The sequence below is a fragment of the Micromonospora zamorensis genome (genome assembly GCF_900090275.1).
In the GTDB taxonomy this organism is placed as follows: domain Bacteria; phylum Actinomycetota; class Actinomycetes; order Mycobacteriales; family Micromonosporaceae; genus Micromonospora; species Micromonospora zamorensis.
This window is the reverse complement of sequence record NZ_LT607755.1, coordinates 1317142-1340465: the sequence shown is the minus strand read 5'-3', so window position 1 is coordinate 1340465 and position 23324 is coordinate 1317142. Positions and strand designations below refer to the sequence as shown.

The window sequence follows — 23324 nt, the reverse complement described above, 5'->3', positions numbered from 1 at the left end:
CATCGGCGATCCGACCGGTCAGCTCGGGCGCAGCACCGCCTTGATCACGCCGTTCTCTCGGCGGTCGAAGCTGCGATAGAAATCGGGAGCGTCGTCAAGGGTGCCGTGGTGGGTGACGATCATGCTGGGCCGCGCTCGGCCCGCAACGACCAGGTCCCGCAGCAGGACGGTGTAGCGGCGGTCGTGGGTGCGACCGAACCGGACCGCCACTCCCTTGCTGAACAGCGCTCCCCACGGCGCAACCAGGTTCTCGTGGCCGTCCGCGCCAGGGCCGGGGTGTGGGTCCCGGTCCGGGTACACACCGGCGACCGCGATCGCGCCAGCGGCATTGACCAGTCGGGCCGCGTCGGCGATGACCTGGTTCGGACGCTCCTGCTCGGGGTGCTCCCGGTCACGGGCCTGGAACCCGACCGCGTCGATGACCTTGTCCACCCCGCCCAGCTTCTCCTCGCCGAGCGGCAGCCCGGTCCGGGCCCGGTCGGCGCGGATCTGCTCGACCGGGTCACCCCGGCGGAAGTCGATCGGCACGGCGCCCATCTCGCCGGCCTTGTCGAGCCGGGCGTCGACAGCGTCGACGCAGTACACGACCCGGGCACCCCGGAGCAGCGCCGAGTACGCGCTCAGCAGACCGATGGTGCCGGCGCCGAACACGGCCACCGTGTCACCCGGCTCGACCCCGGCGAGGGTGGCCGCGGCGTGCCACCCGGTGACGAACGCGTCGGCGAGCAGCACGAAGTCGTCCTCGTACGCGTCTCCCGGCTCCCCGGGCACGGGTACGCAGTTGGCGTCGGCCCACGGCACGCGCAGCAGGTCGGCCTGTGCGCCCCGGTACGGACCCATTCCGGCGTAGCCGTACGCCGCGCCCGGCCCCTCGGCACGGGCCCGCAGACAGGCTGCCGAGAGCCCTCGCGCGCACATCACGCACGTCCCGCAGAACAGGTGCGTGGGGATCACCACCCGCGTGCCCGGCCGGACGGTCTGCACCGCGCTGCCAACCTCCTGCACCACACCCAACGGTTCGTGACCCAGCACGAGGCCGGGCTTGGCGCTAGTCCGTCCGTCGTACATGTGCAGGTCGGTGCCGCAGAGCGCGGCGGAGGTGATCCGCACGACCGCGTCGGTCTCCGCCTCCAGCGTCGCGTCGGGCACCTCCCGCACGGCGACGGTCCGGACGTCGGTGTAGACGACGGCTCTCATCCCGGCACTCCTGTTCGGCAGCGAACAGCCGGTCTTCCCCCGACTGCGCTGTTCATGCCCCTGGAGCCGGCAACCGGGGTTGGCGGCGATGCTATCTTAGGAGCCCTAAGTTAATTCCTAACCAGCCAAAGGAACGGTATGCCACGGCAGGGACTGACCAGCGCACGCGTCTCGGCCGCCGCGGCCGAGCTGGCGGACTCGGTCGGCCTGTCCCGGTTGACCGTCGCGGCCGTCGCCCGGCATTTCGGCGTCTCGGACGCCGCCCTGTACGTGCACGTCCGCAGCCGGGACGCGTTGATCGAGCAGGTCGCGATCCGCGCGGCGGCCGGGTTCGCCGACGCACTCGCGATCGCCGTGGCTGGTCGGGCGGGCCACCAGGCCCTCGTCGGGTTCGCCCACGCCTGGCGCGCGTTCGCCGTCACGCACCCGGGGCAGTACGCCGCGACCCAGCTTCCGTTGCCGGCCGAGGTCGGCACGAATTCGACGGGCCACCTGCGCCTCATCGAGCTGAGCTACGCGATGCTGCGCGGTTACGGGCTCGACGAGCCCGCTCTGACCGACGCGTTGCGATTCGTCCGCAGCACCCTGCACGGTTTCGTGAGTCTCGAGTCGGCGGACGGCTTCGGGCATCCCCGCGCCGTCGACGCGTCCTGGCACTCGATCCTCGACGCGGTGCACTTCACAGTGACCAACTGGCCGACCGGAACGCGGGAGCAGCAGTGACCAGTCACGATCACCATGTCGAGTCGGCCGACGGGACCCGTCTGGTGGTCCGGTGCCTGGGTGCCGGCGACCCCGTCGTCCTCGTGCACGGCTCGGGCGGCGGGCTGCACTCCTGGGCCACCGTCGCGGACGACCTGGCCCACGACCACGAGGTGTGGATGCCGGCCCGGCGCGGCTACGGTCCCAGCGACGTCCCGCCCGGCCCCAAGTCCTTCGCGGAGGAGACCGCCGACCTGACCGCCGTCATCGCGGCGGCCCGCCAGCCGTCCGGCAAGCCGGTCCATCTCGTCGGAGCGTCCTACGGAGCGACAGTGGCGTTGCACACCGCCTCGGCCGATCCGCGCGACGTACGCTCGCTGGCCGTCTTCGAGCCGCCGCTCTTCGCGGCCGGAGCGGAGGTCGCACCCCTGCTCGACGCGTACCGTGCCGCCTTCGAACGCGACGACGCCGGGGCGATGGCAGCGGCGTTGAACGGCGTGACACGGGTTCCGGCGGAGGTCGTCGCCGCCTTCGCCGCCGCGGCCGGCGACCGGACGCCCGACCCGGTCGAGGCGCGGCGGTCGGCGATCGGTTGGCTGCACGATCTCGAGGCCCTCGCCGGGGACAGCACGGACATCGCCCGGTGGTCCTCGATCACCGTGCCGACTCTCGTGCTGTCCGGCGCCGACACGTGGGAGCCGATGCCCACGACGACGCACACCCTCGCGGCCACGATTCCGGCCGCGCGCCACGTCGTCTGGCCAGGCCAGTCACACTTCGCGACGATGACGGCACCAGCTCTGGTCGCCGACGCCCTGCGGCAGTTCTTCGCCGAGATCTCGGCGACCTAGCCGAGACCTCGGGGTGGCCGAGACGGCGACAGCTCGGCCGGTCAGCCCATCGAGTGCACCCGGTCCGGCTCGATGGTCAGGATGATTCGGACCTGGTCGCGGCCACCGAACCACGGGTACGGCCCACCGAGGTAACGCTGCGCCAACTGGTCGATGTGTTCGGCGGCGCCCTCGGTGCTGGTGCGGACCACCCGCCCGCGAACCTCGTGGTAGCGGCTCGGCTTCTGCGGGTCCGAGATCGCCACCGCCACCCGGGGGTCGCGCCGGACGTTGCGCGTCTTCTGGTGGGTCTCCACCGTGTTGATCAGGATGTGGGTGCCGTCGGTGTCCACCCAGGTCTGGGTGAGCTGCGGCGAACCGTCGGGCATCAGGGTGGTCACGTAGCAGGTGCTCGGCTCCCGCAACAACGCGAGCAGGTCGTCAGGCAGATCCACGAAGCCGTCTCCTTCCGGGTGATCAATGCTGATCACCCGTCAACAGTCGCACGAAATGATCAACGACGCCGATTGGGCGACCGGTGCCCCACCGGCGCGAGGACGAAGGAGCGCGGGCTGAGCTGGCGGGGCCGGCACGGTCCACACCGGACGTAGCATCGGCGAGGCACGATATTCAGGCGGACCACCCACCGACCGGATCGGGCACCCGACATGACGACCGAGCAGACCACGTCTCCCCCGCGTACCGGCCTCGGCATCACGGCCACCGGTCTCGGCCGCACCGTCCCAGGCGGCCGCCGCATCCTCGACGACATCTCGCTGACCATCCAGCCCGGCGAGGTCGTCGCCGTCATCGGCGTGAGCGGCGCCGGCAAGACCACCCTGTTGGAGACGCTCGCCCGGGTTCGGCGGCCGACGACGGGCACCGTGGCACACGACGGCGCAGACACGGTCCACGCGATCGGCTTCGTGCCCCAGGACGACATCATCCACCGCGAGCTGCCACTGGCCCGGACCCTGCGGTACGCGGCCCGGCTACGCCTCCCATCCGGGACCGGGCCGACCGAGATCAGCGACCGGGTGGCCGAGGTGCTGGCCGAACTGCGGCTCGCCGAGCGGGCCGCGGTGCCGGTGGGCCGGCTCAGCGGCGGTGAGCGCAAGCGGGCCAGCATCGCCGTCGAGCTGCTCGACCGGCCCGGGGTGTTCTTCCTGGACGAGCCCACCTCCGGGCTGGACCCGGCGATCGCCGTGGAGTTGCTCCGGGTGCTGCGCACCCTCGCCGACGCGGGGACCACAGTCGTGCTCACCACCCACCAGATCACCGACGTGGACCACTGCGACCGGGTCGTGGTGCTGACCCGCCAGGGCCGCCTGGCGTTCACCGGCACACCTTCCGCCGCCCGGGAGTTCTTCGGCCTGCGGTCCCTCGCGGAGGTGCATCTGCGCCTCGACGAGGAAACCGACCCGGCCGCCTGGCCCGACCGTTTCGCCGCTCAGCGCGACGCCGGCCCGCCGGCCCGCGCGACCGACCACTGCGACGTTTCCGCGCCAGCGCCCCGACGGGTCGGCCGGTTGCGTCAGTGGGCCGTCCTCACCACGCGCAACGCGGAGATCGTCGTCCGCAACCGGCTGACCCTGGCGATCCTGCTCGGCTCGCCGCTGATGGTGCTCGGCATGTTCGCGCTGCTGTTCCGGCCAGGTGCGTTCGACCCGACCCGGCCGAGCCCGACGGTGACCGTGATGATCCTGTTCTGGATCGCGTTCGGCGGCTTCTTCTTCGGGCTGACCTACGGGCTGCTGCAGATCTGCACCGAGTTGCCGATCCTGCGCCGCGAGCGGCTGGCGGGCGTCCGGCTGGTGCCGTACCTGATGGGGAAGGTCGCGGTGCTGCTTCCGCTGCTGGCCCTGGTGGACCTGGCCCTGCTCGGGGTGTTGCGCGGCATCGACCGGCTGCCACCGGTCGACGGCCGGGACTTCGCCGCCCTGTACGCGACCCTGCTGCTCTCCTCGGCGGCGGCGCTCGCCCTCGGCCTGCTGTGCTCCGCGGCCGTCTCCGACGCGGCCCAGGCGACGCTCATGCTGCCGATGCTCTGCTTCCCGCAGGTGCTGTTCGTCGGCGCGATCCTGCCGGTGCCCGCCATGGCGACCGGCGGTCAGTGGCTCAGCCACGCGATGTCGAACCGGTGGGCGTTCGAGGCCCTCGGGCACACCGCCGGGGTGGAGCAGCTCTGGCGGGACGGTGGTTCCCCGCTCGGCCCGCCGCTGCTCGCCACGTACGCTGACAGCTTCTCCCGGCCGGTGTGGGTCAACTGGCTGGTGCTCGGCGGTTTCGTGCTGCTCTTCCTGTGCGCCACCTGGGCGGTGCTGGCACGACGGGGCTCCCGTGGAACGACCTGAGCCGCCGCGCACCTCCCCGACCGCCTTGGCGGGATACGCCGCCACCGGGCGGATCGACGAGCTGCGCGCCACCGAGTACCGCCACCTGGACACGGACGGGCAGGTGTATCTCGACTACGCCGGGGCCGGGGTGGCGGCACAGGCCCAGGTACGCCAACACCACGATCGGCTGCTCGCCGGCCTGTACAGCAATCCCCACTCGGAGAACCCCACCAGCGCGGCGGCAGGTTCCCTGGTGGACTCGGCCCGACGCGCGGTGCTCGACTTCTTCCACGCCGACCCGGCCGAGTACGCGGTCGTCTTCACCCCGAACGCCAGCGGCGCCTGTCGTCTGGTCGGCGAGGCGTACGAGTTCGGCCGGGCCTCGCCGCTGGTGCTGACCTGGGACAACCACAACTCGGTCAACGGCATCCGGGAGTACGCCCGGGCAGCCGGCGGGGCCGTGCGTTACGTACCGCTGAGCGGGCCGGAGCTACGGGTCGCCGAACCGGATCTCACCAGGGTGCTCGACGCCGGCCCGCGCGGGCTGGCCGGACGGTGGGGTCGTCCGGGCCGCCGGGGGTTGTTCGCCTATCCGGCGCAGAGCAACTTCTCCGGCGTGCAGCACCCGCTGAGCTGGGTGGAGTTGGCCCACCAGCACGGGTACGACGTGCTGCTCGACGCCGCCGCCTTCGCGCCGACGAACCGGTTGGACCTCAGCGTCGTCCGGCCGGATTTCGTGTGTCTGAGCTGGTACAAGCTCTTCGGCTATCCAACCGGGGTCGGCGCGCTGCTGGCCCGGCGCGACGCGCTGGCCCGGCTGCGCCGGCCGTGGTTCGCCGGCGGCACGATCCGCGCGGTCAGCGTGCAGGGCGACTGGCACCGGTCGATGGATGACGAGTCGGCGTTCGAGGACGGCACACTCAACTTCCTGAGCATCCCGGACGTGGAGTTCGGGTTGCGCTGGCTCGACTCGATCGGCGTCGATCTCGTGCACACCCGCGTCGGCCTGCTCACCGAATGGTTGTTGGAGCGGCTGGTCACCCTGCGGCACGACACCGGTGGGCCGCTGGTCCAGGTGTACGGGCCGACGACGGGTGCGGGGCGCGGCGCGACGGTGACCTTCAACCTCCGCCATCCGGACGGCACGCTGGTCGACGAGCGGTTGGTCGCACGGGATGCCGCAGCGGCGGGCTTTTCCCTGCGTACCGGCTGTTTCTGCAACCCGGGCGCGGGTGAGGGCGCGTTCGGCATCAGGAGGGAGTCGCTGCGGCGGCGGTTGTTGGCGCGGGTCGACACGATCGACCAGTATCTCGCCACGTTGCGGCTGCCGACGGGCGGCGCGGTCCGCGTCTCGTTCGGGCTGGCCTCCACCGCGACCGACGCGGAACGCTTCGTCGCCTTCGTCCAGTCGACCTGGCTGAACCGTGAGGTCGGCGTCGAGGCTGCTCTGCCGCCCCGGCTACGGTGTTGACCTGACCGACGGCGCGCTAGCTGACCTGGGCCACGGGCGCCGGGCGGTGCTTGATCTCCTCCATGAACGGGAACTGGGCGGTGAGCTCGGCGATCGTCATCCCGGCCTGCCAAGCCGCCGCCACCTTGGCGACCTGCAACAGGTCCATGACGTCGCCGCGCGCGAGGACCTCGCCCGAGACCCGCAGATCGATCATGAAGTATCGGGCCTGCGAACCCAGCGTCACGCAGACCACGCCCTGCTCGGAGTGCAGCTCGGCGCAGGTGAACCGGCTCCGCCCCTGCTCGGGGGCGGTGACCCGGCCGAGATCGAGCCCATGACGGGCAGCGGTTTCGATGAGCGCGGGGGCCAGGCCACCCCGCTCGACCAGATCCGGGTAGAGGCGCACACCCAGCGCCGTCGACGCGTCGCTCATGACTGACTCCCACTTCCTTGTGACAGAGACCAGCAGCGCGCAGGTTACGGGGAGGTTTCCCGCTCGCCTCGCCATCCTGTCCCGGGTGGACGCCTCACGGCAATAGGAAGGGTCGATTCGACCGCTATCGAGTAGTACTCGATCGTGGCGACCTGCTTCGATGCGGCGGCTGCCGTCCACCTCGGAGACATCGATCGACCTGGTGATCCTGTCGCCCACCGGCACTCCACCGATCACTGCGCAGCATCGGGCGGTAACGGACGGTTGGCATATTGGAAACAGTCTTGACAGAAGGTAATGATATCGACATGCTTCATTCTAGAGAGCGCTCTCCGCCTCTCCGGCACGCAGCCTCCGCCACCCCCCTCGCTGAGGAGCCTCCCGTGTTCACAGCCCGCCCCAGACTCCGCTTCCGCCCACTCGTACTCATGGCGGCCGCACTCGTCGCGACCGCCGCGGCGCTCGTCGTCCCGCCGCATCCCGACCGGGCCGAGGCCGCCATCGGCCCGATCAGCTGGCAGGACGAGTTCAACTCCCCCGCCGGCACGCCTGTCGACCAGAACAAGTGGCGGTTCGACATCGGCGGCAGCGGCTGGGGCAACAATGAGCGGCAGTACTACACGAACAGCACCAGCAACGCCGTCCACGACGGCCAGGGCAACCTCGTCATCACGGCCCGCCGAGACAACCCCGGCAACTACCAGTGCCACTACGGGCGCTGTGAATACACGTCCGCCCGACTCCTGTCGGCAGCCACCTTCACCCAGACGTACGGTCGGTTCGAGGCGCGGATCAAGATCCCGCGCGGTCAGGGCATCTGGCCCGCGTTCTGGATGCTCGGCACCGGCGGCGGCTGGCCCGACGCCGGCGAGATCGACATCATGGAGAACATCGGCCGGGAGCCCAACACCGTGTACGGCACGGTGCACGGACCCGGCTACTCGGGCGGCGGCGGCATCACAGGCAGCCGCACCGTCGGGGCACCGCTCGCCGACGACTTCCACACCTACCGGGTCGACTGGGAGCCGAACGTGATCACCTGGTACCTGGACGGGGTGCAGTACCACCGGGTCGACCCCGCCCGACTCGGCGGCAACCGCTGGGTGTTCGACCACCCCTTCTTCATGATCCTCAACGTGGCGGTCGGCGGTAACTGGCCCGGCTACCCGGACGGCTCCACGCAGTTCCCGCAGCAGATGCTCGTCGACTACGTCCGGGTGTCCAGCTACACCTCCGACGGTGGCGGCAACCCGACTCCCGGCACCAGCCGGATCCGCGGGGCGCAGAGCGGCCGCTGCATCGACATCCCCAGCGCCAACCCGGTCGACGGCGCGAAGCTCCAGATCTGGGACTGCAACACCACCGCCGCGCAGGCCTGGACCTTCACCTCGGACGGGACCATCCGCGCGATGGGCAAGTGCATGGACCCCGCCTGGGCCGGCACCGCCAACGGCACCGAGGTCAACCTGGTCACGTGCAACGGCAATCCCGCGCAGCGCTTCACCCTCAACGCTGCCGGCGACCTGGTCAACCTCAACGCCAACAAGTGCGTGGACGTGCGGGAAGCCAATCCCAACAACGGCGGCAAGCTGCACCTCTGGGACTGCCTCGGCGCGGCCAACCAGAAGTGGTCTCGCATCTGACGACACCAGCACCGCCGAGTGGGCCGTCCGAGCACAGCTTCGGGCGGCCCACCGCCGTGCGGGCCCCCAACCCGGGCGACTCCGGATTCAGCCGATGGCGCGGCAGGTTGTCTCCTGCCCGCTATGTTCGGATTAATCCAGATATTCGGCCGCTCCGGGAGTGAACTCATGTCGCACCACCTCGACACCCCCCTCGCCGCCCAGGGCGGCCAGCTCTACATCGACGACCTGTATGTCTTCGACGGCAACCGCGCCACGGTGTTTGTGATGGACGTCAACAGCTCGGTGACCAAGGCTGACATCAAGCGCGGCTTCCACGCCGAGGGCCGTTACGAGATCAAGATCCACGTCAACGGCGCCGAGATGGAGGATCTGACCTACCGGTTCGCCTTCGGCGAGCTCGACGGTGACAACAGGCAGACCTTCCAGCTGTACGAGCTGACCGGGGCGGACGCCCGCGACGACGCCGCGATGGGCACTCCCATCGCGGAGGGGCGCACCGGCGAGGTGACGACCGGCGGCAACGTCCGGATCTGGGCCGGGCGGATCGCCGACCCGTTCTTCATCGATCTCGACGAACTCGCCACCATCAACGGCGCGGTGAAGGACGGGTCGATGGTGGACCGCTCAGCGTGGCGCGTCGACCAGGCCAAGAACAGCTTCGCAGGCACGACAGTGGAGTCGATAGTCCTTGAGGTCTCCCATGACGAGCCGTTGCTGCGCGACGGCACCGAGATCGGCGTGTGGTGTCGCACGCTGCTGGCCACCGATGCCGGTGGCTGGCGCCAGATCAACCGCGCCGGCCACCCCATGATGTGGCCGATCTTCTGGCCGCACGACACCGACTTCTCGAATCCCGCCAACTTCCGCCACCCCAGTCAAGACCTCACCGAGGACGGCGAGGAGATCGCCAACGCCGTCGCGGGTGTCGTCGCGGCGAACGGCACCGCACCGGACCCCCAGGCGTACGGCTGGAGCGTCGCCCGACAGCTCTACCCCGACAGGCTGTCGTACAAGGTCGGCACGGCCGCGAACTTCGGCTTCGCGATCCGCAACGGGCGCACCATGGCGGACAACGCGCCCGAGGTGATGTTCTCCCTGATCCTCAACACCGGCACCACCTCCGGGCTCACCCCGGAGGTGGTCAAGTCGGCCCGTGCCGCCTCCTTCCCCTACGTGGTCCCGGCCTGACGGAGATCCGCGAGCCGCACACGAGCCGTCGCTCAGGAGAAGTCGGGGTATCCGGAACGTTCGGATACCCCGACTCTCGCTGAGAGCGGTGGATCGTCCACCCCCAGATGACCCGCTCGGGCATCGACTCCGCCTGCCGGAGTGACCCTGCGTCATTCAGCCCCTGATGGGGCTTTTGCGTAGTTACGCTCGAACTGCTTCCCATGGGTTATTCAGGACACAAGGAGAGTTGATGCGTAGAAAGTTTTTCGCGGGCTTGGCCGGCGTTGCCGCCGTCGTCGCGCTCGCCGGGCCGGCCGCCGCGGACACGACGGGCGACACGGTCGTGACCCTCACCGTCGACGCCGCCGGTGGTCTCTCGATCACGGTGCCGGCGACCGCGAACATCGGCAACGGGGTGGAGGGCACGACCATCTCCGGTCAACTCGGCCCGGTCACCGTGCTGGACCAGCGTGGAGCGCTCACCCCCAACTGGACCGCCAACGTCACCTCCACCGACTTCGTCACCGGCGGCGGCAGCTCCGGGGAGACGATCCCCAACATCAACGTCCTGTACTGGTCCGGCCCCGCCACGGCGACCGCCGGCGGCGGCACCTTCACGCCGGGGCAGCCCACCGCCGCCCAGCAAGTGATCGTCAACGTCCCCCGGACGGCGATGAGCCACACCGGCGGCACGGGAAACAACTTCGCCACCTGGAACCCCACACTGGTGGTGAACGTGCCCGTCGGCACCGTCCAGGGTGTCTACACGGGGACGGTGACACATTCGGTCTTCTGACCCGCTCGGCCGGCTGGTGCTGCTGGCCTCGGTCGCCCTCGTGGCGCTCGGGGTTTCGGCGGCACCAGCCGCTGCCGTGCGGGAGCAGCGACAGGAGCCCGCCGAGGACGCCGCCATCAGCATCCGCATGCTGGACATCCCCGCCAGCAGGGTGCAGGATCCCCGGGCCCAGGTCTACATCGTGGATCACCTGAAGCCCGGGGCGACGATCAACCGTCGGGTCGAGGTGGAGAACACCTCCGGCGAGTCACAGAAGATCGATTTCTATTCCGGGGCGGCATCGGTCGAGAACAACGCCTTCACCGTTCCCGAGGGACGCGCGGGCAACGAACTCAGCGGTTGGATCCGGCTGAAGACCTCCGGGATCGAGCTGGACCCGGGCGAGCGACGGCCGGTCGAGGTCGAGATCGCCGTGCCGAGGAAGGCGTCGAAGGGTGAGCGGTACGGGGCGATCTGGGCCCAGGTCACCAGCGCGAAGGAGCGCACCGGCAACATCACCCAGATCCACCGGGTGGGCATCCGGGTCTACCTCGACATCGGTCCGGGTGGCGAGCCGCCGACGGACTTCCGCATCGACGGGCTGGCCGCGGAACCCGGACCCGGCGAGTTTCCGGTGATCACCGCGAAGGTCACCAACACCGGCGAGCGCGCGCTGGACATGACCGGCACCCTGTCGCTGACCAGGGCGGCGGTCCAGGCCGGCCCGTTCAAGGTGACCAACGGCGTGACGATCCTGCCCGGCCAGAGCGGCCAGGTCCAGATCGAGGTCAACCAGGCACTGCCCGCGGGGACCTGGGACGTGCGCGCGAAGCTGGCCAGCGGCATCGTCGAACGCACCGCGACCGGGAAGATCAGCCTGCCCGTCGCGGCGCCGATGGTGGTCGCGAATTCCGCCGGGCCGAACTGGTTGGTCTACGCGGTCGGCGGGATCGCCCTGTTGGTGCTCGTCACGCTTGCCGGCTGGTATCTCGTCCGCCGACAACGCACCCGGCTCGCCTGACCTCCGGTCCACACAGACTGCCCGGCCGTTTCCCGAGGAACGGCCGGGCAGTGATGTTTCTCAGGGCCCAGCCCTGGCGCTGCGGCCCTAGATGACCGAGTGCGTCACGACCGCCGCGTAGTCGCCGACCACCACCCCCGGCGGGAGCGTCACCCAGAGGGTCGGGTTCCAGGTGACGGAGTTCGGGCCGCCGGTCTGGCCGGACCACCTGGCGGCCGTACGCGGGGTGTCCAGCACCGCGCCGGCCTGCGGGACGAAGGTGCCGACGCCGGTGGTGGTCAGGGCGGCACCGGAGGCGTACGTGATGCTGCTGTTCGGGATCGTCTCGCCGGCCGAGCCGGAGCCCGTGGTGAAGCTCGTGCTGGAGACGACGCTGACCCAGTTTCCGGAGAACGGCCCGCGATCGTCGGTCACTGTCACCGGGCCGAGTTGGCCCGAGACGCCGGTCGTGCCCGCGCTGGCGGTGCCGAGCGGGGAGATCGCCGGGACGCTGATGGAGAGCCCACCGAGCGGGCTGATGACCAGTTCGACTCCTCGGGTCGCCGACTGGTCGAACGAGTCGGTCACCCGGACGGTGAACGGAAATGTTCCGGACACGGTGGGCGTACCGGAGAGCAGACCGGTGACCGGGTCGAGGGTCAGCCCGGCGGGCAGGCTCCCGGCGCTCACCGCCCAGACGAAGGGACCCGTCCCGCCGGTCACCGTCAGCTGGTACTGGTACGGGTCGTACGCCCTGCCGGGCGGCGGCGGTGCAAAGGTCAACGTCGGTGCCGCGTTGACCGTGACCGACCCGGAGGAGGCCGACTGTGGACCGGTCCCGGCGGCGTTGGTCGCGGCCACCCGGAAGGTGTACGTGGTGCCAGCGGTCAGCCCGGTGACGATCCGGGTCGTGGCGGTCCCGGTGAAGGCCTGGGGTGTCTGCGCCACGTCGCCGACGTAGGGCGTCACTGTGTAACCGGTGATCGGCGAGCCGCCGTTGGCCGGGGCGGTCCAGGTCAGCGTGGCGGCGTTGGTCCCCGCCGTGGCCGAGGTGATCGTCGGTGCTCCCGGCAGGGTGTACGGGACCACGGCCGCCGAGGGCGGGCTGGCCGTGCTGGTGCCGTACGCGTTCACCGCCGCCACCCGGAAGGCGTACGAGGCGCCAGGGGTCAGTCCCGTCAACGTGCGGCTGGTAGTGGAGGCGTCGAAGGAGAGGGTCGGTTGGACGACACCGTCGCGGATCGGGGTGATCAGGTAGCCGGTGATCGGGCTGCCGTTGTCCGGCGGCGCGGTCCAGTTCACTGTGGCGCTGGTGACGCCCGCTGCGGCGGTCGGTGTGGTCGGGGTGACCGGCGCGGACGCGTAGACGTAACTCGCCGATCCCGCCGAGCCTCGGGTGACGACGCTGACCGTGACAGTCGCCGGGCTGGACCGGGCGGGCATGGAGGAGATGCCGAGGGTGCCGCCCGGGTTCACGGTGAAGCAGCCGGTGGCCGGGCCGGAGGTACACGGCAACAGCAGCACCGACGTGCCGGCCTGCTGTTCGGCGGCCGTACCGATGGTGATCGCTGTCGCTCCGGTGAGGTTGCTGCCGCCCACTGTGACCGCGATTCCCCCGGAGACCGAGCTCTGGTCCGGGGTGACGGTGACGCCAGCGGGTGCGGTGGCCGGCGCGACGGGTGTGGTGACTGTGGAGAGACCCGGGTTCGCGTCGATCGAGGACGAGGTCGCCACCGTCGTGGTCTGGATCAGCGACGGCGTCACCGCTGTGCCGGTGACGGTTGCCGCGACCGTGATCGGCGGCAGCGAGGTGTCACCGGCGAACGGGCCGTTGCTGTTGGTGCAGCTGATGGTCTGCCCGGACGGGGCGCCGCAGACCCAGCCGGAGCCGTACGCGCCGCGCGGTACGACACCGGTGGGCACGGTCTGGGTGACAGTGATCGGCGACGTCTCGGTGGCCCCGGCGTCGACGCCTGCGGTGATCGAGTAGGTGACCGGGTCACCGGGGTGCGGGTTGGCCCCGACCGCGCTGGTCTGTGACACGTTCAGGTCCGGTACCGGGTTGAAGCTGACCGCCCGTGCGTTGTCGACCTCGTGGAAGTCGGTGACCGAGCCGGTCGAGGCGACCCATCCGAAGGCGAGCTGCCGGGGGTAGCCGCTGGCGTTCAGCCAGGTCGACGACGGGTACAGGCTCGGCGACACGACCGGGAGGCTGCCGGCCAGGGTCCGCGCCGACCCGCCGACCGGGGTGAACCTGACCCGGTACTGACCGGACGGAACGGTGATGCCGGTGTCCGTGGTGAACGGGGACGAGGTGGTGTTGGCGACCACCTCGACCGGCACCACCGAGGCGGCCCGGGTGGCGGCCCGCAACGCCAGTGCAGCCGAGGAGGTGCTGGTAGCGGTGCTGTTGATCGCGCAGTAGCCGACGCTGTTGCGGCCCGGTCCGCGTACCACGACCTGGCCGGGGACCCGGCCGTTGGTGGTCGAGATGTACGGCGGGTTCGTGCACCCGGTCCCCTGGTACGTGCTGTTGCTGAAGTTGCCGAAGACGTCCAGCCCGATGCCGAGGTAACCGTTGGAGAGGCCCACCGAGGCGCCGTTGAACGCTGCCGAGTAGCCCAGTGACCCGCCCGGCTGGCCGAGGGTGGACGGGGGCCTCGGGTTGGCCGGGTCGACAGCGGCCAACACGAACGCGAGGCCGTCCGCGCCCGGGTTGTTGCCGCCGTACTGGTAGGTGTTGAAGGTGACGTGCAGCCCCTGCGAGGTCGGCACGCTCACCGCACCGACCACCCCACCCTGGCGGGTGACGGTGGCGGGGGTGAGGCGCAGCTTGCCCGCGCCCTGCGGGTCGGTGGAGGTGAGGCAGCTGAGCAGGGGTCCGGTGGTCGAGTTGCCCGCCGCGCTGAGACAGGCGGCGTTGGTCGCGGAGGCGCCGGGCACACCTGGCACCGCCACAGCGCCGAGGCCGTTCGCGGTGTTGTTGTGAAACGGCTGGTCGAACAGGACGGACCCGGCCGCCCGCGCCGGTTGCGGCGCGAACGCGAGGACCCCCGCGATCACGACGACGACCAGCGCCGCGGTGCTGGTCGGACGACGCCGGCCCCAAAACGACATGCCCACTCCCAGCTTTCACTCCAGTCCCGTTCTGGACTATATCCCCCCAAAACGCCCATATTTCCCGTACGACGGAGATGGCCGGACGGCCCAGCCGGCGACCAACAGGCCGTGAAAGCCAACTGACCTCCTCGGCGATGCCGAGGAGGTCAGTGGACGAAAAGCGAGCTGTGTCAGCCCTCGATGTCACGGGGGTCACGACTGCGGGGGTAGGTGTTCTTCTCCCCGATCGTGCCGTCCTGCTTCTTGATCACGTGTTCGACGCCACGGTCGGCGGCCATCTCGCGGCCCTGCGCCTGCGCGTCGGCCTTCACGTCATGCGTGCTGCTGGCCCGCTCGTTGCCCTCCGGCTTGTTCTTCCACTGCCCGTCCTCTTGGTAGGTATCGACGTCACCCTTGGCCATGGCCGGCTCCCTCCCTGCGTCTGAATGTCTCCCGAATAGGTGCCCCCAGGCACACCGGGGCAAACTGCCGTCCTCAGGAGACGGCCGCAGGGCAGTTGTTGCTCGTCCGCTTGACCGTGTATTCGCGGTCGTCGGTGGTGATGGTCGACGGCTCCCCGTCGAAGTGGGTCTCCACCTTGTCCCAGCCGCGTCGCTGCTCATAGTGCAGGTGCGGCGCGCCGGAGTTGCCGGTGCTGCCGAGCCGCCCGATCTGCTCACCCTGGGCGACCTTCTGACCGACCTCGACCAGGGGTGGTTCGAGCATGTGCAGGTACTGCGTCTCCCACTTGCCGCCGTGGTCGATCTTCACCCAGTAACCGCCACCCCGCCCCCGTGGGCCGTCGGGGTTGTCCGGGGTGCGGCCACCGAGCGACCCGTTGATGCCCGCCACCGTGACCGTGCCGGCGTAGGACGCGAGCACCGGCCGCCCCCACGCCTCGCCCTCGGTGGGGAACAGGTCGACGTCGTAGTCGTCGTGGCCGGGGTAGGTGCCCAGTTGCCACGTCTCGCCGCAGCTGACCGGCATCTGGAAGAGCGGGCGCGGACCCGCCGGTCGCAGCATCGGCACCACGACCAGCGCGACGCCGAGAACGGCTGCCACCGCGACGAGCGCGAGGAGAACCCGGACAGTGCGGTTTCGAGGGCGGCGGTGGGTGCGGGCTGTGTCGGGGCGGCCGGTCGTCACCGGCCCGAGCATGGCAGACGCCGGCAACGCTTCCGCTCCCGGCCGCCCGACCGAAGGAGACATTGCAGGCGCATCGTGAACGGGGTACGGTCAGATGCAATGCAGTCGTATTGCAATGAGAGTGGGCCCCATGCACGTGATCGCGTTGTCCGAGGCGACCACCCAGATGCTCGACCTGGTCGGGGGCAAGGCCGCCGGGTTGGGCGAGCTGATCCGGCGCGGTGAACGGGTCCCCGAGGGCTTCTGCGTCACCACCGAGGCCCACCGACTCGGCGTCATTCCCACGGCCGAGGTCGTCGCCGCGTACGAGCGGCTCGGGGCGGGCCCGGTGGCGGTGCGCTCCAGCGCCACCGCGGAGGACCTGCCCGACGCCAGCTTCGCCGGCCAGCAGGACACCGTCCTCAACGTCACGGGCACCGCCGAGCTGATCGCCGCCATCGAGACCTGCTGGGATTCGCTGCACAGCGGCCGGGCGACCGCCTACCGCGACGCCCGCCAGATCGATCATCAGACGGTGCGGATGGCCGTCGTCGTGCAACGCATGATCACGCCCACGGTGGCGGGGGTGCTGTTCACCGCGAACCCGCTGACCGGGCGTCGCGACGAGATGGCGGTCGACGCCGCTGCCGGCCTCGGGACGACCGTGGTGGACGGCGCGGCGACCGTCGACCACTACGTCCTCGACGGCTCAGCGATTGTCGACCACCACGTCGACGGCGCAGCGAATGTCGACCACCACGTCGACGGCGCAGCGAATGTCGACCACTACGTCGACGGCGTCCCACGCGACGACACGGGATGCCTGACGTCCGCCCACCTGGCCGAGCTGCGGGCCACTGGCGAGCGGTTGCAGGCCCACTTCGGCTCCCCCCAGGACGTGGAGTGGGCGATCGACGCCGACGACGTCCTGTGGCTCCTGCAGTCCCGGCCGATCACCAGCCTGTTCCCCCTCCCACCACGGACCGGGGAGCCCCTCACCCGGGTCTACCTGGAGTTCGGTCACGTCCAGGGCATGCTGCAACCAGTCACCCCGATGGGCATGTCGACACTGCGGACGCAGATCGCCGCGATGCTCGCCGCGCTCGGCGTGCGGGTCGACATCGTCGACATCGGTGGCCGGCTCTACGGCGACCTGAGCGACCTGGCGCGAGACAGGTCGTCCCGCAAGCGACTGGTGAAGCTCCTGGCGGTCGACTTCGGGCCGCGCGCCCAGGCGGTGATGCAGCACGTGCTGGCGGACCCCCGGTTCGCCCCAACCAGCGGCGGGGCCAGGCGCGGTCGGGCACAGGGTGCCGCGTCGCTGCGGACGGCCGGCCGCGCGGTGGTGGGGATCCTGCGGGCTCTGGCCCGCCCGGAGGCAGCAAGGATCCGCATGTTCGATGCGATCGAGCAGATGAGGGTACGGTCGGCCGCCCCCGCCGACCTGCGGACCGCCGCCGACCGGCTGCGCTTCGTGCAGGCGCAGGACTCCGACGACAGCGCCGACGCCATCATGTGGCCGATCGTGGCGGGGATGCTCGCCGCCGCGCTGCCTACCGCGCTGCTCAAGGGCGTCGCCGGCCCGGACGAGATCCACACCGTGCTGGGCGGCATGCCGCACAACGTCACCATCGAGATGGACCTGGCCCTGTGGCGGCTCGCCCAGGGCGCGGGCGACCACCGTCAGCTCCTCCTCGACACCCCGCCGGCCGAGCTGGCCGCGCGCCACCTGCGCGGAACGCTGCCCGACATCGGCATGACCACCTTCCTCGACGTCTACGGTCACCGGGGCGTCGCCGAAGTCGACCTCGGCGTGCCGCGCTGGGCGGAGGACCCCACGCCGGTGTTCGCCGCGGTCGCCAACTACCTGCGGGTTACCGATCCGCGGCAGGGCCCCGACCAGCGCTTCCAGCGGGCCGCCGCCACAGCGGAGGCGTCGCTGACGGCACTGGTCGCGCGAGCCCGCCGTCGGCGCCCGGTGCGGGGCCGCATCGCCGGCTTCCTGCTGCGCCGGGCGCGGTCGTTGGCCGGCCTGCGCGAGGCCGGCAAGTTCGCCGGGCTGTACCCGCTGCGCGAGACGCGCCGCCAACTGCTGCTCATCGGCGCCGACCTGCACGGCTCGGGGTTGCTGGACCAGCCCGACGACATCATGTTCCTGACCCTCGACGAGGTGCACGCCGCCGTACACCAGGGTGTGGATCCGCGCGGGACCGTGACCGCCCGACGGGCGGTGCACCGCCGGGAGCTGCGTCGCAGGACGGTGCCGGTGGCGCTGCTCTCCGACGGCACGGATGTGGAGACCGTGCTGCCGGCGCGGCCCGCCGGCGACGGGACGCTCGCCGGCGTGGGCGCGTCGGCGGGCCGGGTGACCGGCCCGGCCCGGGTCGTCCACGATCCGGGCACCGCCCACATCGAGCCCGGCGACGTCCTGGTGGCAACGACCACGGACCCGGGCTGGACCCCGCTGTTCCTCACGGCCGCTGCGCTGGTCACCGAGACCGGCGCGATCATGGCGCACGGACCGACGGTGGCCCGCGAGTACGGCATTCCCGCCGTCATCTGCGTGCCGGACGCCACCCGGACGATCTCCACGGGACAGCTCGTCACCGTGGACGGTGGCGCCGGCACCATCACGGTCCACTGACCGTCGGCTCCTGCCAAGAAGGACGACCATGACCGACACGACGGCACCGACCAGGGCGCGGGTGGGCCCGCTGCTGCGCCGGGCGGCCCAGGCCGAGGCCGCGACCTGGCGCAGCCTGTACGTCTGGGCCTGGCGCCGCCCCCTGCCGCTGGAGCCCGGCGACGAGCCGTTCGGCTACCTCGGCGTGGTCAAGCCGATCCTGGGCATCTTCATCGGCCTGTCGGTGGTGGAGATCCCCATCTTCGATGTCGTCGTCACCCACGTGGTGCCGTGGCGGCCCGCCCGCTGGATCGTGCTCGGCCTCGGCATCTGGGGTCTGCTCTGGATGATCGGGCTGTTCGCCAGCATGACGCTCCACCCGCACATCGTGGGCGACCGGGGTCTGCGGGTGCGGCTCAGCTCGGGCGTCGACATCTTCATCCCGTGGACCGACGTCGAGGCCCTGCGCAAGCGTCACCGCTCGCTGCCGTCGAGCAGGTCGGTGCAGGTCGAGCAGGAAGGCGACCGTCGGGTGGTGTCCGTCTCAGTCGGCAGCCAGACGAGCATCGACGTCCTGCTGCGCCGGCCGTTGACCGTCGACCTGGCGAAGACCGGGTCCACGCCCGTGGACGAGCTGCGGCTGTACGCCGACGACCCGGACGGCCTCCTGCGCAGCGCGCGCGGCGCCCCCGCGAGCACCACCGTCAGCCGGTGACCGCCGCCGCGCCGGCGGGGTGTCCGGGTCACCCACTGTGAAACGATCGAGGCCATGCCCAAGAAGGTCGATCACCAGGAGCGACGCACCCTCATCGCGGACGCGCTGATGCGGGTCGCCGCGGATCAGGGCCTGGAGGCCGTCAGCCTCCGTCACGTTGCTGCCGAGGCCGGCGTGTCCGCCGGCATGGTCCAGCACTACTTCCGGACCAAGGACGAGATGATGGCGTTCGCGATGGCGGTGGTCCGCGAACGCGGCCAGATCCGGGTCACCGAGGCCCTGGCGCGCCTGGGCGAGAACCCCGCCCCCCGGCTGCTGCTGCGCACGATGATCGCCGCGCTGTTGCCGCTCGACGACCGGACCCGTGACGACGGGCGGGTGGCGCTGGCCTTCCTCGCCTACACAGCGGTACGACCGGCGTCCGCGACCGGTCTGCGCGCCGACACCATGCAGCTGACCAGTTTCATCGCCAGCGTCCTACCCACCGGAGACGCCGCCGAGGCGGCCGGCCTGCTCGCGCTGATGGAGGGGCTGGGCCTCTATCTGCTGGGCGGGCAGTACACCGCCGAGCAGGCGCTGGACGCGCTGGACGCCCAGCTGGACCTGCTCTTCGGCTCGTCGGCGGCCGCCTGAGCGGTCGCGGTCGTAGGTGTGCCCTCAGCAGCGCGGCACGTTCGGGATGTACCCGTCGTAGCCGGTCAGCACGAAGGCGTCGGAGACGTAGCGGTTGGTGCCGATCCGGTTCCAGACGGAGGTCGTGCCGTACGGGCCGGTGACCGTACTGCCGACGGCCTGGCAGTAGACGGAGACGGTGGCGCCGTCGGCGACCGAGCCGACGACCGGATAGCTGGCGCCGGGGCCGGAGCGCACGTTGAGGCTGGACGCCTCGGTGTTCACAGTGCCGGAGCCGATACCGGTGACCCCGTTCACCAACTGCATGTAGTAGGTCCAGTTCCAGCTCGGGCCCGGGTCGGTGTGGGTGGCACCGGGCACCTCACGGTGGGCGATGATGTGCGCCCGGTCCCTGGGTATGCCGTACTTCGTGGTGAGGCTACGGGTGAGCGCGGCCGAGGCGCGGTACATCGCATCGGTGAACCAGGCGGGGTTGTCGACGAACCCCTCGTGCTCGATGCCGATCGACTCGGTGTTGTAGGTCCAGTTGCCGGCGTGCCAGGCGATGTCCTTCTCCCGCACCGACTGGGTGACGGCCCCGTCGGACGAGCGGAAGGTGTAGTGCGCGCTGGCCTGGGCGGCCGGGTTCTGGAACCAGCTGACAGCGCCGGCGTACGAGCCCTGCGTCATGTGGATGACGATGCGGGTGACCGGGTGGCTGCCCGGTCGACTGGCCGCTGTGTAGTTGCTCGTGCTGGCCGGCGCCCACGCGGCCGGCCCGTAGTCGGTGCTGAGGGTGCCGATCCCGCCGAGCACGGCGGCCCGCTCCAGGCCACCTCGCCGGGGCGCTACCGGCCGCCCGGCCACCGCCCCGCCGCGCCCGGTGAAACCGGCACGCAGCAGGTCGTAGACGGTGTCCGCGTAGAGCCGCGCGACCGACGGCTCGCTGGCGCCGCCGTACCGGGCGACCGGTCCGAACCAACCGTTCACGTCGTCGCGCGCGGCGGCGGCGAGGCCCGCCTGATCGGCGTACGAGCGCAGGACGGCAGCCGCCCCGAGCACGTTCGCTGTGGGTTCGGTACGCAGCGCGGCCGGGCTGAGCCGGGTGAGCGCGGCAGCCTCGTCCAGGGTGCGCACCCCGGGGTTGCTCGCCAGGTGCATCAGCCCGTGGCCGCCCGCCGCGCTCGGTGTGCTGGCGTGCATCTCCAGCCGCGACTCGGCGTAGCCCAGCGCTACCAGGAGGTCGCGCGGAACGTCGTACCGGGCGGCGGCGGTGTCGAACGCGACGGCCAGCGGGGCGGCCGTCACTGGCGTGCCAGCGGGATCCGCGACGGCCGGTGACGCGACCGCGACGACTCCGGTCAGGGCGGTGGTCAGGGCGAGCAGGAACCGGCCTCGGTGGAAGCTTCGAACGGGCATCAGCTCTCCTTGCGGTGACTGAGGTTGGCGGCCGGTCAGCCGCCAACCTCGGTGGTCGAACTCGTCAGCACCAGCCGTTGATCGGACCGTTCACACCGGTCGACAGGTAGGCGTCGGAAACCCAACTGCCGTCGCTCAACCGGTTCCAGAGCGCCGTGGTGCCGTACCGCCCGGTGTGGGAGGTGCCGTTGGCGGAGCAGGAGATGGTGACGGTGGCGCCGTCGGCGACCGAGCCGAGCGAGCCGTAGCCGGTTCCCGGCCCGGCACGTCGGGTGAGCACCCCGCCGCCGTTCGCGTCGACCACCCCCTGGTTGAAGCCGAGCGCGCCGTAGTTGTAGAGGCCCGCCCCGGCACCGGCCCAGGCCGACCCGTGCCGCGCCCCGCCCTGGTAGGCGGCGGCGCCGTTGGCCAGCACCCACTTGCCGATGTCGTGGCCGGCGATCGGCACGTACGCGCTGTTCTGCCGGAGTCCGAAGTGGACGTGCCGGCCGTAGGCCGCGCCGCCGCACGTCACGTCGGTGCCGGTGTTGCCGAGGACCGCGCCCTGGCCGACACCTGCGCCGTTGACGGAGATGCTGTTCCACAGGTGGTAGTAGTCGGTCGAGTAGCCCCGGTCGTGGATGACCCGGATCCACCCCTGGCACATCGTGTACGCCGTTCCGGCCCGGGCCGCGCGGACCACCTGGTCGCCGCCGGCCAGGTCGACCGAGCTGTACGGCGACTCGCTTCCGCCCCAGCCGTGCGGGCCGCTGGTGAGCGTCCACGTCTGGCCGACGCCGAACGGCAGGGCCATCCCGGTCCGGTAGTCGCCGCCCGCGTACATCGGGGCCGGCGTGGTGGTGAGCACGCTCCTCTCCTGACCCGTCATGAGGGGCGACTCGGCGGCCAGTTCGCCGAAGGCGGCCTCGCCGTCGAAGGCGATCCGCCACCCGGCGGACTCGGACCGGGCGAGGAAGATCGACCCGGTCGGGTGGGCGTCCTCCTGTCGGGGCGCGAGAGCGACAGCGGTGCCGAACGCCCAGCGGCCGCTGGTGCGGCTGACGGTGATCCGGGTTTCCGGTCGCGCGTCGGCCGTGGACAGTTGGGAGGAGCCGAGCAGCTTGGCGGTCACCGCGGCGGTGAGCGCGGGGGTGACAGCCGCGGCGGCGGCGCTGGGCGCCGCCCCGATCAGGCTCGTGACCATCAACAGGGCCGCGGCTGTGCCGCCGACCAGTCGTCGACCGTGTCTCATCGTGGCCTCACTCTCGGATGGGTTTTCGGGCCGTCGGTTTCCGCCACGGGTGCCTCCTTCCGGATGACAACCGAGAGACGACCGTCGATATTGACGCTGATTGTTATGTAGCAAATCGTCGAAGTCAACGCACCCATCGAAGGTTTTCTACATCCCTGGATTCGCGCCCGTGCGGGCCGGTTTGGCGCACTGCACGGCCCGTGGACGAGGATTGCGCGATCCGGTCGGGCGTGGCACTGTGCGGAACGCCGGTACCGGAGGGGGCGAGCGCAGATGTTGACTCTTCAACGGGTGTCGGTCGGCTACGGCGACGCGCCGGCCGTCCTCCGGGACGTGTCGGTGACGGTCCGTCCGGGTCGGGTGCTGGCGTTGACCGGTTCGTCGGGTGCCGGCAAGACCACCCTGCTCAACGCGATGGCCGGGCTGCTGCGCCCACGAGACGGCACAGTGACGGTGGACGGGCAGGCGCTCCGCGACCGTGATCACGCGGTTGCGCAGCGGATCGTCCTCGTTCCGCAGGACAACGGTCTGGCCCCGATCCTGACCGCGACCGAAAACCTCCAGGTGGCACTGGTCGCCGGCGGTGTGGCAGCGCCGGAGGCCCGCCAGCAGACCGCAGCGATGTTGGATCGGCTGGGTCTCGCCGGCCAGGCCGACCAGTTGGTCGAGGAGCTGTCCGGCGGCCAGCAGCAGCGCACGGCCATCGCTCGCGGTCTCGCGCTGCGCGGCGGCGTGCTGCTGGCCGACGAGGTGACCAGCGAACTGGACGCTGGCAATCGGCAGCGGGTTCTTGATCTGCTGCACGACGAGGCACGCCGGGGTGCCGCCGTCGTGTTCGCCACCCACGACCCGGAGGTGGCCGCCGCCTGCGAAGCGGAGCTGCACCTCGTCGAGGGCCGGGCGGAGATCCTGCGCGACTGAGGCCCGGAATAACCGGCAGGTCTCAGTCCACCCGCAC

The 23324-nt window shown here is 71.0% G+C and carries 20 protein-coding genes; 12 read left to right on the top strand and 8 right to left on the bottom strand.

Annotation, left to right across the window (positions count from 1 at the left end):
• Window positions 1-18: 18 nt before the first annotated feature.
• The gene (locus GA0070619_RS06060) at window positions 19-1197 is read right to left on the bottom strand and encodes an alcohol dehydrogenase catalytic domain-containing protein (protein WP_088947150.1); all 1179 of its coding nucleotides are present in this window, start codon (window positions 1195-1197) and stop codon (window positions 19-21) included.
• Between the two features lie 138 nt (window positions 1198-1335).
• Between GA0070619_RS06060 and GA0070619_RS06055 the strand changes: the two genes are divergently transcribed.
• Together GA0070619_RS06055 and GA0070619_RS06050 are read left to right on the top strand one after the other, a co-directional pair.
• Window positions 1336-1920 carry a TetR/AcrR family transcriptional regulator gene (locus GA0070619_RS06055; RefSeq protein WP_088947149.1) on the top strand — a complete coding sequence of 195 codons (585 nt, stop codon included), beginning with the start codon at window positions 1336-1338 and terminating at the stop codon, window positions 1918-1920.
• On the top strand, window positions 1917-2750 hold the full coding sequence (locus GA0070619_RS06050) for an alpha/beta fold hydrolase (protein WP_157743916.1): 834 nt from the start codon (window positions 1917-1919) through the stop codon (window positions 2748-2750). The genes GA0070619_RS06055 and GA0070619_RS06050 overlap by 4 nt, the downstream gene beginning before the upstream one ends.
• A 41-nt stretch (window positions 2751-2791) precedes the next feature.
• On the opposite strand, the gene GA0070619_RS06045 is transcribed toward GA0070619_RS06050, so the two are convergent.
• Window positions 2792-3184: a PPOX class F420-dependent oxidoreductase gene (locus GA0070619_RS06045; RefSeq protein WP_088951586.1), complete on the bottom strand. Its 393-nt coding sequence runs from the start codon at window positions 3182-3184 to the stop codon at window positions 2792-2794.
• 213 nt (window positions 3185-3397) lie between these two features.
• Between GA0070619_RS06045 and GA0070619_RS06040 the strand changes: the two genes are divergently transcribed.
• Together GA0070619_RS06040 and GA0070619_RS06035 are read left to right on the top strand one after the other, a co-directional pair.
• Window positions 3398-5083 (top strand): ATP-binding cassette domain-containing protein, encoded by a 1686-nt coding sequence (locus GA0070619_RS06040; protein WP_088947147.1) that lies wholly within the window; start codon window positions 3398-3400, stop codon window positions 5081-5083.
• Window positions 5070-6536: an aminotransferase class V-fold PLP-dependent enzyme gene (locus GA0070619_RS06035; protein WP_088947146.1), complete on the top strand. Its 1467-nt coding sequence runs from the start codon at window positions 5070-5072 to the stop codon at window positions 6534-6536. The genes GA0070619_RS06040 and GA0070619_RS06035 overlap by 14 nt, the downstream gene beginning before the upstream one ends.
• A 16-nt stretch (window positions 6537-6552) precedes the next feature.
• On the opposite strand, the gene GA0070619_RS06030 is transcribed toward GA0070619_RS06035, so the two are convergent.
• A complete protein-coding gene (locus GA0070619_RS06030; RefSeq protein ID WP_088947145.1) occupies window positions 6553-6951 on the bottom strand; it encodes a hypothetical protein in 399 nt (132 codons plus the stop codon).
• 383 nt (window positions 6952-7334) lie between these two features.
• Here GA0070619_RS06030 and GA0070619_RS06025 point away from each other — a divergent pair, with 383 nt between their 5' ends.
• The 4 genes from GA0070619_RS06025 (at window position 7335) to GA0070619_RS06010 (ending at window position 11563) form a co-directional block, all read left to right on the top strand.
• Complete coding sequence (locus GA0070619_RS06025) at window positions 7335-8594, top strand: glycoside hydrolase family 16 protein (RefSeq protein ID WP_331716862.1); 1260 nt, start codon at window positions 7335-7337, stop codon at window positions 8592-8594.
• 168 nt (window positions 8595-8762) lie between these two features.
• Window positions 8763-9785, top strand: a complete 1023-nt coding sequence (locus GA0070619_RS06020; RefSeq protein ID WP_088947143.1) for a DUF4331 family protein — start codon at window positions 8763-8765, stop codon at window positions 9783-9785.
• A 232-nt stretch (window positions 9786-10017) separates the two neighbouring features.
• Complete coding sequence (locus GA0070619_RS06015) at window positions 10018-10563, top strand: hypothetical protein (RefSeq protein WP_088947142.1); 546 nt, start codon at window positions 10018-10020, stop codon at window positions 10561-10563.
• Window positions 10564-10639: 76 nt separating this feature from the next.
• Window positions 10640-11563 (top strand): COG1361 family protein, encoded by a 924-nt coding sequence (locus GA0070619_RS06010; RefSeq protein WP_157743915.1) that lies wholly within the window; start codon window positions 10640-10642, stop codon window positions 11561-11563.
• A gap of 87 nt (window positions 11564-11650) precedes the next feature.
• On the opposite strand, the gene GA0070619_RS06005 is transcribed toward GA0070619_RS06010, so the two are convergent.
• From GA0070619_RS06005 to GA0070619_RS05995, 3 genes are all read right to left on the bottom strand, one after another.
• On the bottom strand, window positions 11651-14659 hold the full coding sequence (locus GA0070619_RS06005) for a fibronectin type III domain-containing protein (protein ID WP_088947140.1): 3009 nt from the start codon (window positions 14657-14659) through the stop codon (window positions 11651-11653).
• A 173-nt stretch (window positions 14660-14832) separates the two neighbouring features.
• Window positions 14833-15063: a DUF2188 domain-containing protein gene (locus GA0070619_RS06000; protein WP_088947139.1), complete on the bottom strand. Its 231-nt coding sequence runs from the start codon at window positions 15061-15063 to the stop codon at window positions 14833-14835.
• A gap of 73 nt (window positions 15064-15136) precedes the next feature.
• Window positions 15137-15787: a M23 family metallopeptidase gene (locus GA0070619_RS05995; protein ID WP_231927295.1), complete on the bottom strand. Its 651-nt coding sequence runs from the start codon at window positions 15785-15787 to the stop codon at window positions 15137-15139.
• A gap of 130 nt (window positions 15788-15917) precedes the next feature.
• On the opposite strand from GA0070619_RS05995, the gene GA0070619_RS05990 reads away from it, so the two are divergent.
• From GA0070619_RS05990 to GA0070619_RS05980, 3 genes are read left to right on the top strand one after another with little or no spacing between them, the layout of a single operon-like run.
• The gene (locus GA0070619_RS05990) at window positions 15918-18410 is read left to right on the top strand and encodes a PEP/pyruvate-binding domain-containing protein (protein ID WP_088947137.1); all 2493 of its coding nucleotides are present in this window, start codon (window positions 15918-15920) and stop codon (window positions 18408-18410) included.
• A 28-nt stretch (window positions 18411-18438) separates the two neighbouring features.
• On the top strand, window positions 18439-19104 hold the full coding sequence (locus GA0070619_RS05985) for a hypothetical protein (RefSeq protein ID WP_088947136.1): 666 nt from the start codon (window positions 18439-18441) through the stop codon (window positions 19102-19104).
• A gap of 54 nt (window positions 19105-19158) precedes the next feature.
• The gene (locus tag GA0070619_RS05980) at window positions 19159-19737 is read left to right on the top strand and encodes a TetR/AcrR family transcriptional regulator (protein WP_088947135.1); all 579 of its coding nucleotides are present in this window, start codon (window positions 19159-19161) and stop codon (window positions 19735-19737) included.
• 24 nt (window positions 19738-19761) lie between these two features.
• Here GA0070619_RS05980 and GA0070619_RS33290 read toward each other — a convergent pair whose 3' ends face one another.
• Both GA0070619_RS33290 and GA0070619_RS05970 read right to left on the bottom strand, forming a co-directional pair.
• Window positions 19762-21135: an N-acetylmuramoyl-L-alanine amidase gene (locus GA0070619_RS33290; protein ID WP_088947134.1), complete on the bottom strand. Its 1374-nt coding sequence runs from the start codon at window positions 21133-21135 to the stop codon at window positions 19762-19764.
• A 64-nt stretch (window positions 21136-21199) separates the two neighbouring features.
• On the bottom strand, window positions 21200-22366 hold the full coding sequence (locus GA0070619_RS05970; RefSeq protein ID WP_231927294.1) for a peptidoglycan DD-metalloendopeptidase family protein: 1167 nt from the start codon (window positions 22364-22366) through the stop codon (window positions 21200-21202).
• A 273-nt stretch (window positions 22367-22639) separates the two neighbouring features.
• Here GA0070619_RS05970 and GA0070619_RS05965 point away from each other — a divergent pair, with 273 nt between their 5' ends.
• Window positions 22640-23287: an ABC transporter ATP-binding protein gene (locus GA0070619_RS05965; protein ID WP_088947133.1), complete on the top strand. Its 648-nt coding sequence runs from the start codon at window positions 22640-22642 to the stop codon at window positions 23285-23287.
• Window positions 23288-23324: the final 37 nt, after the last annotated feature.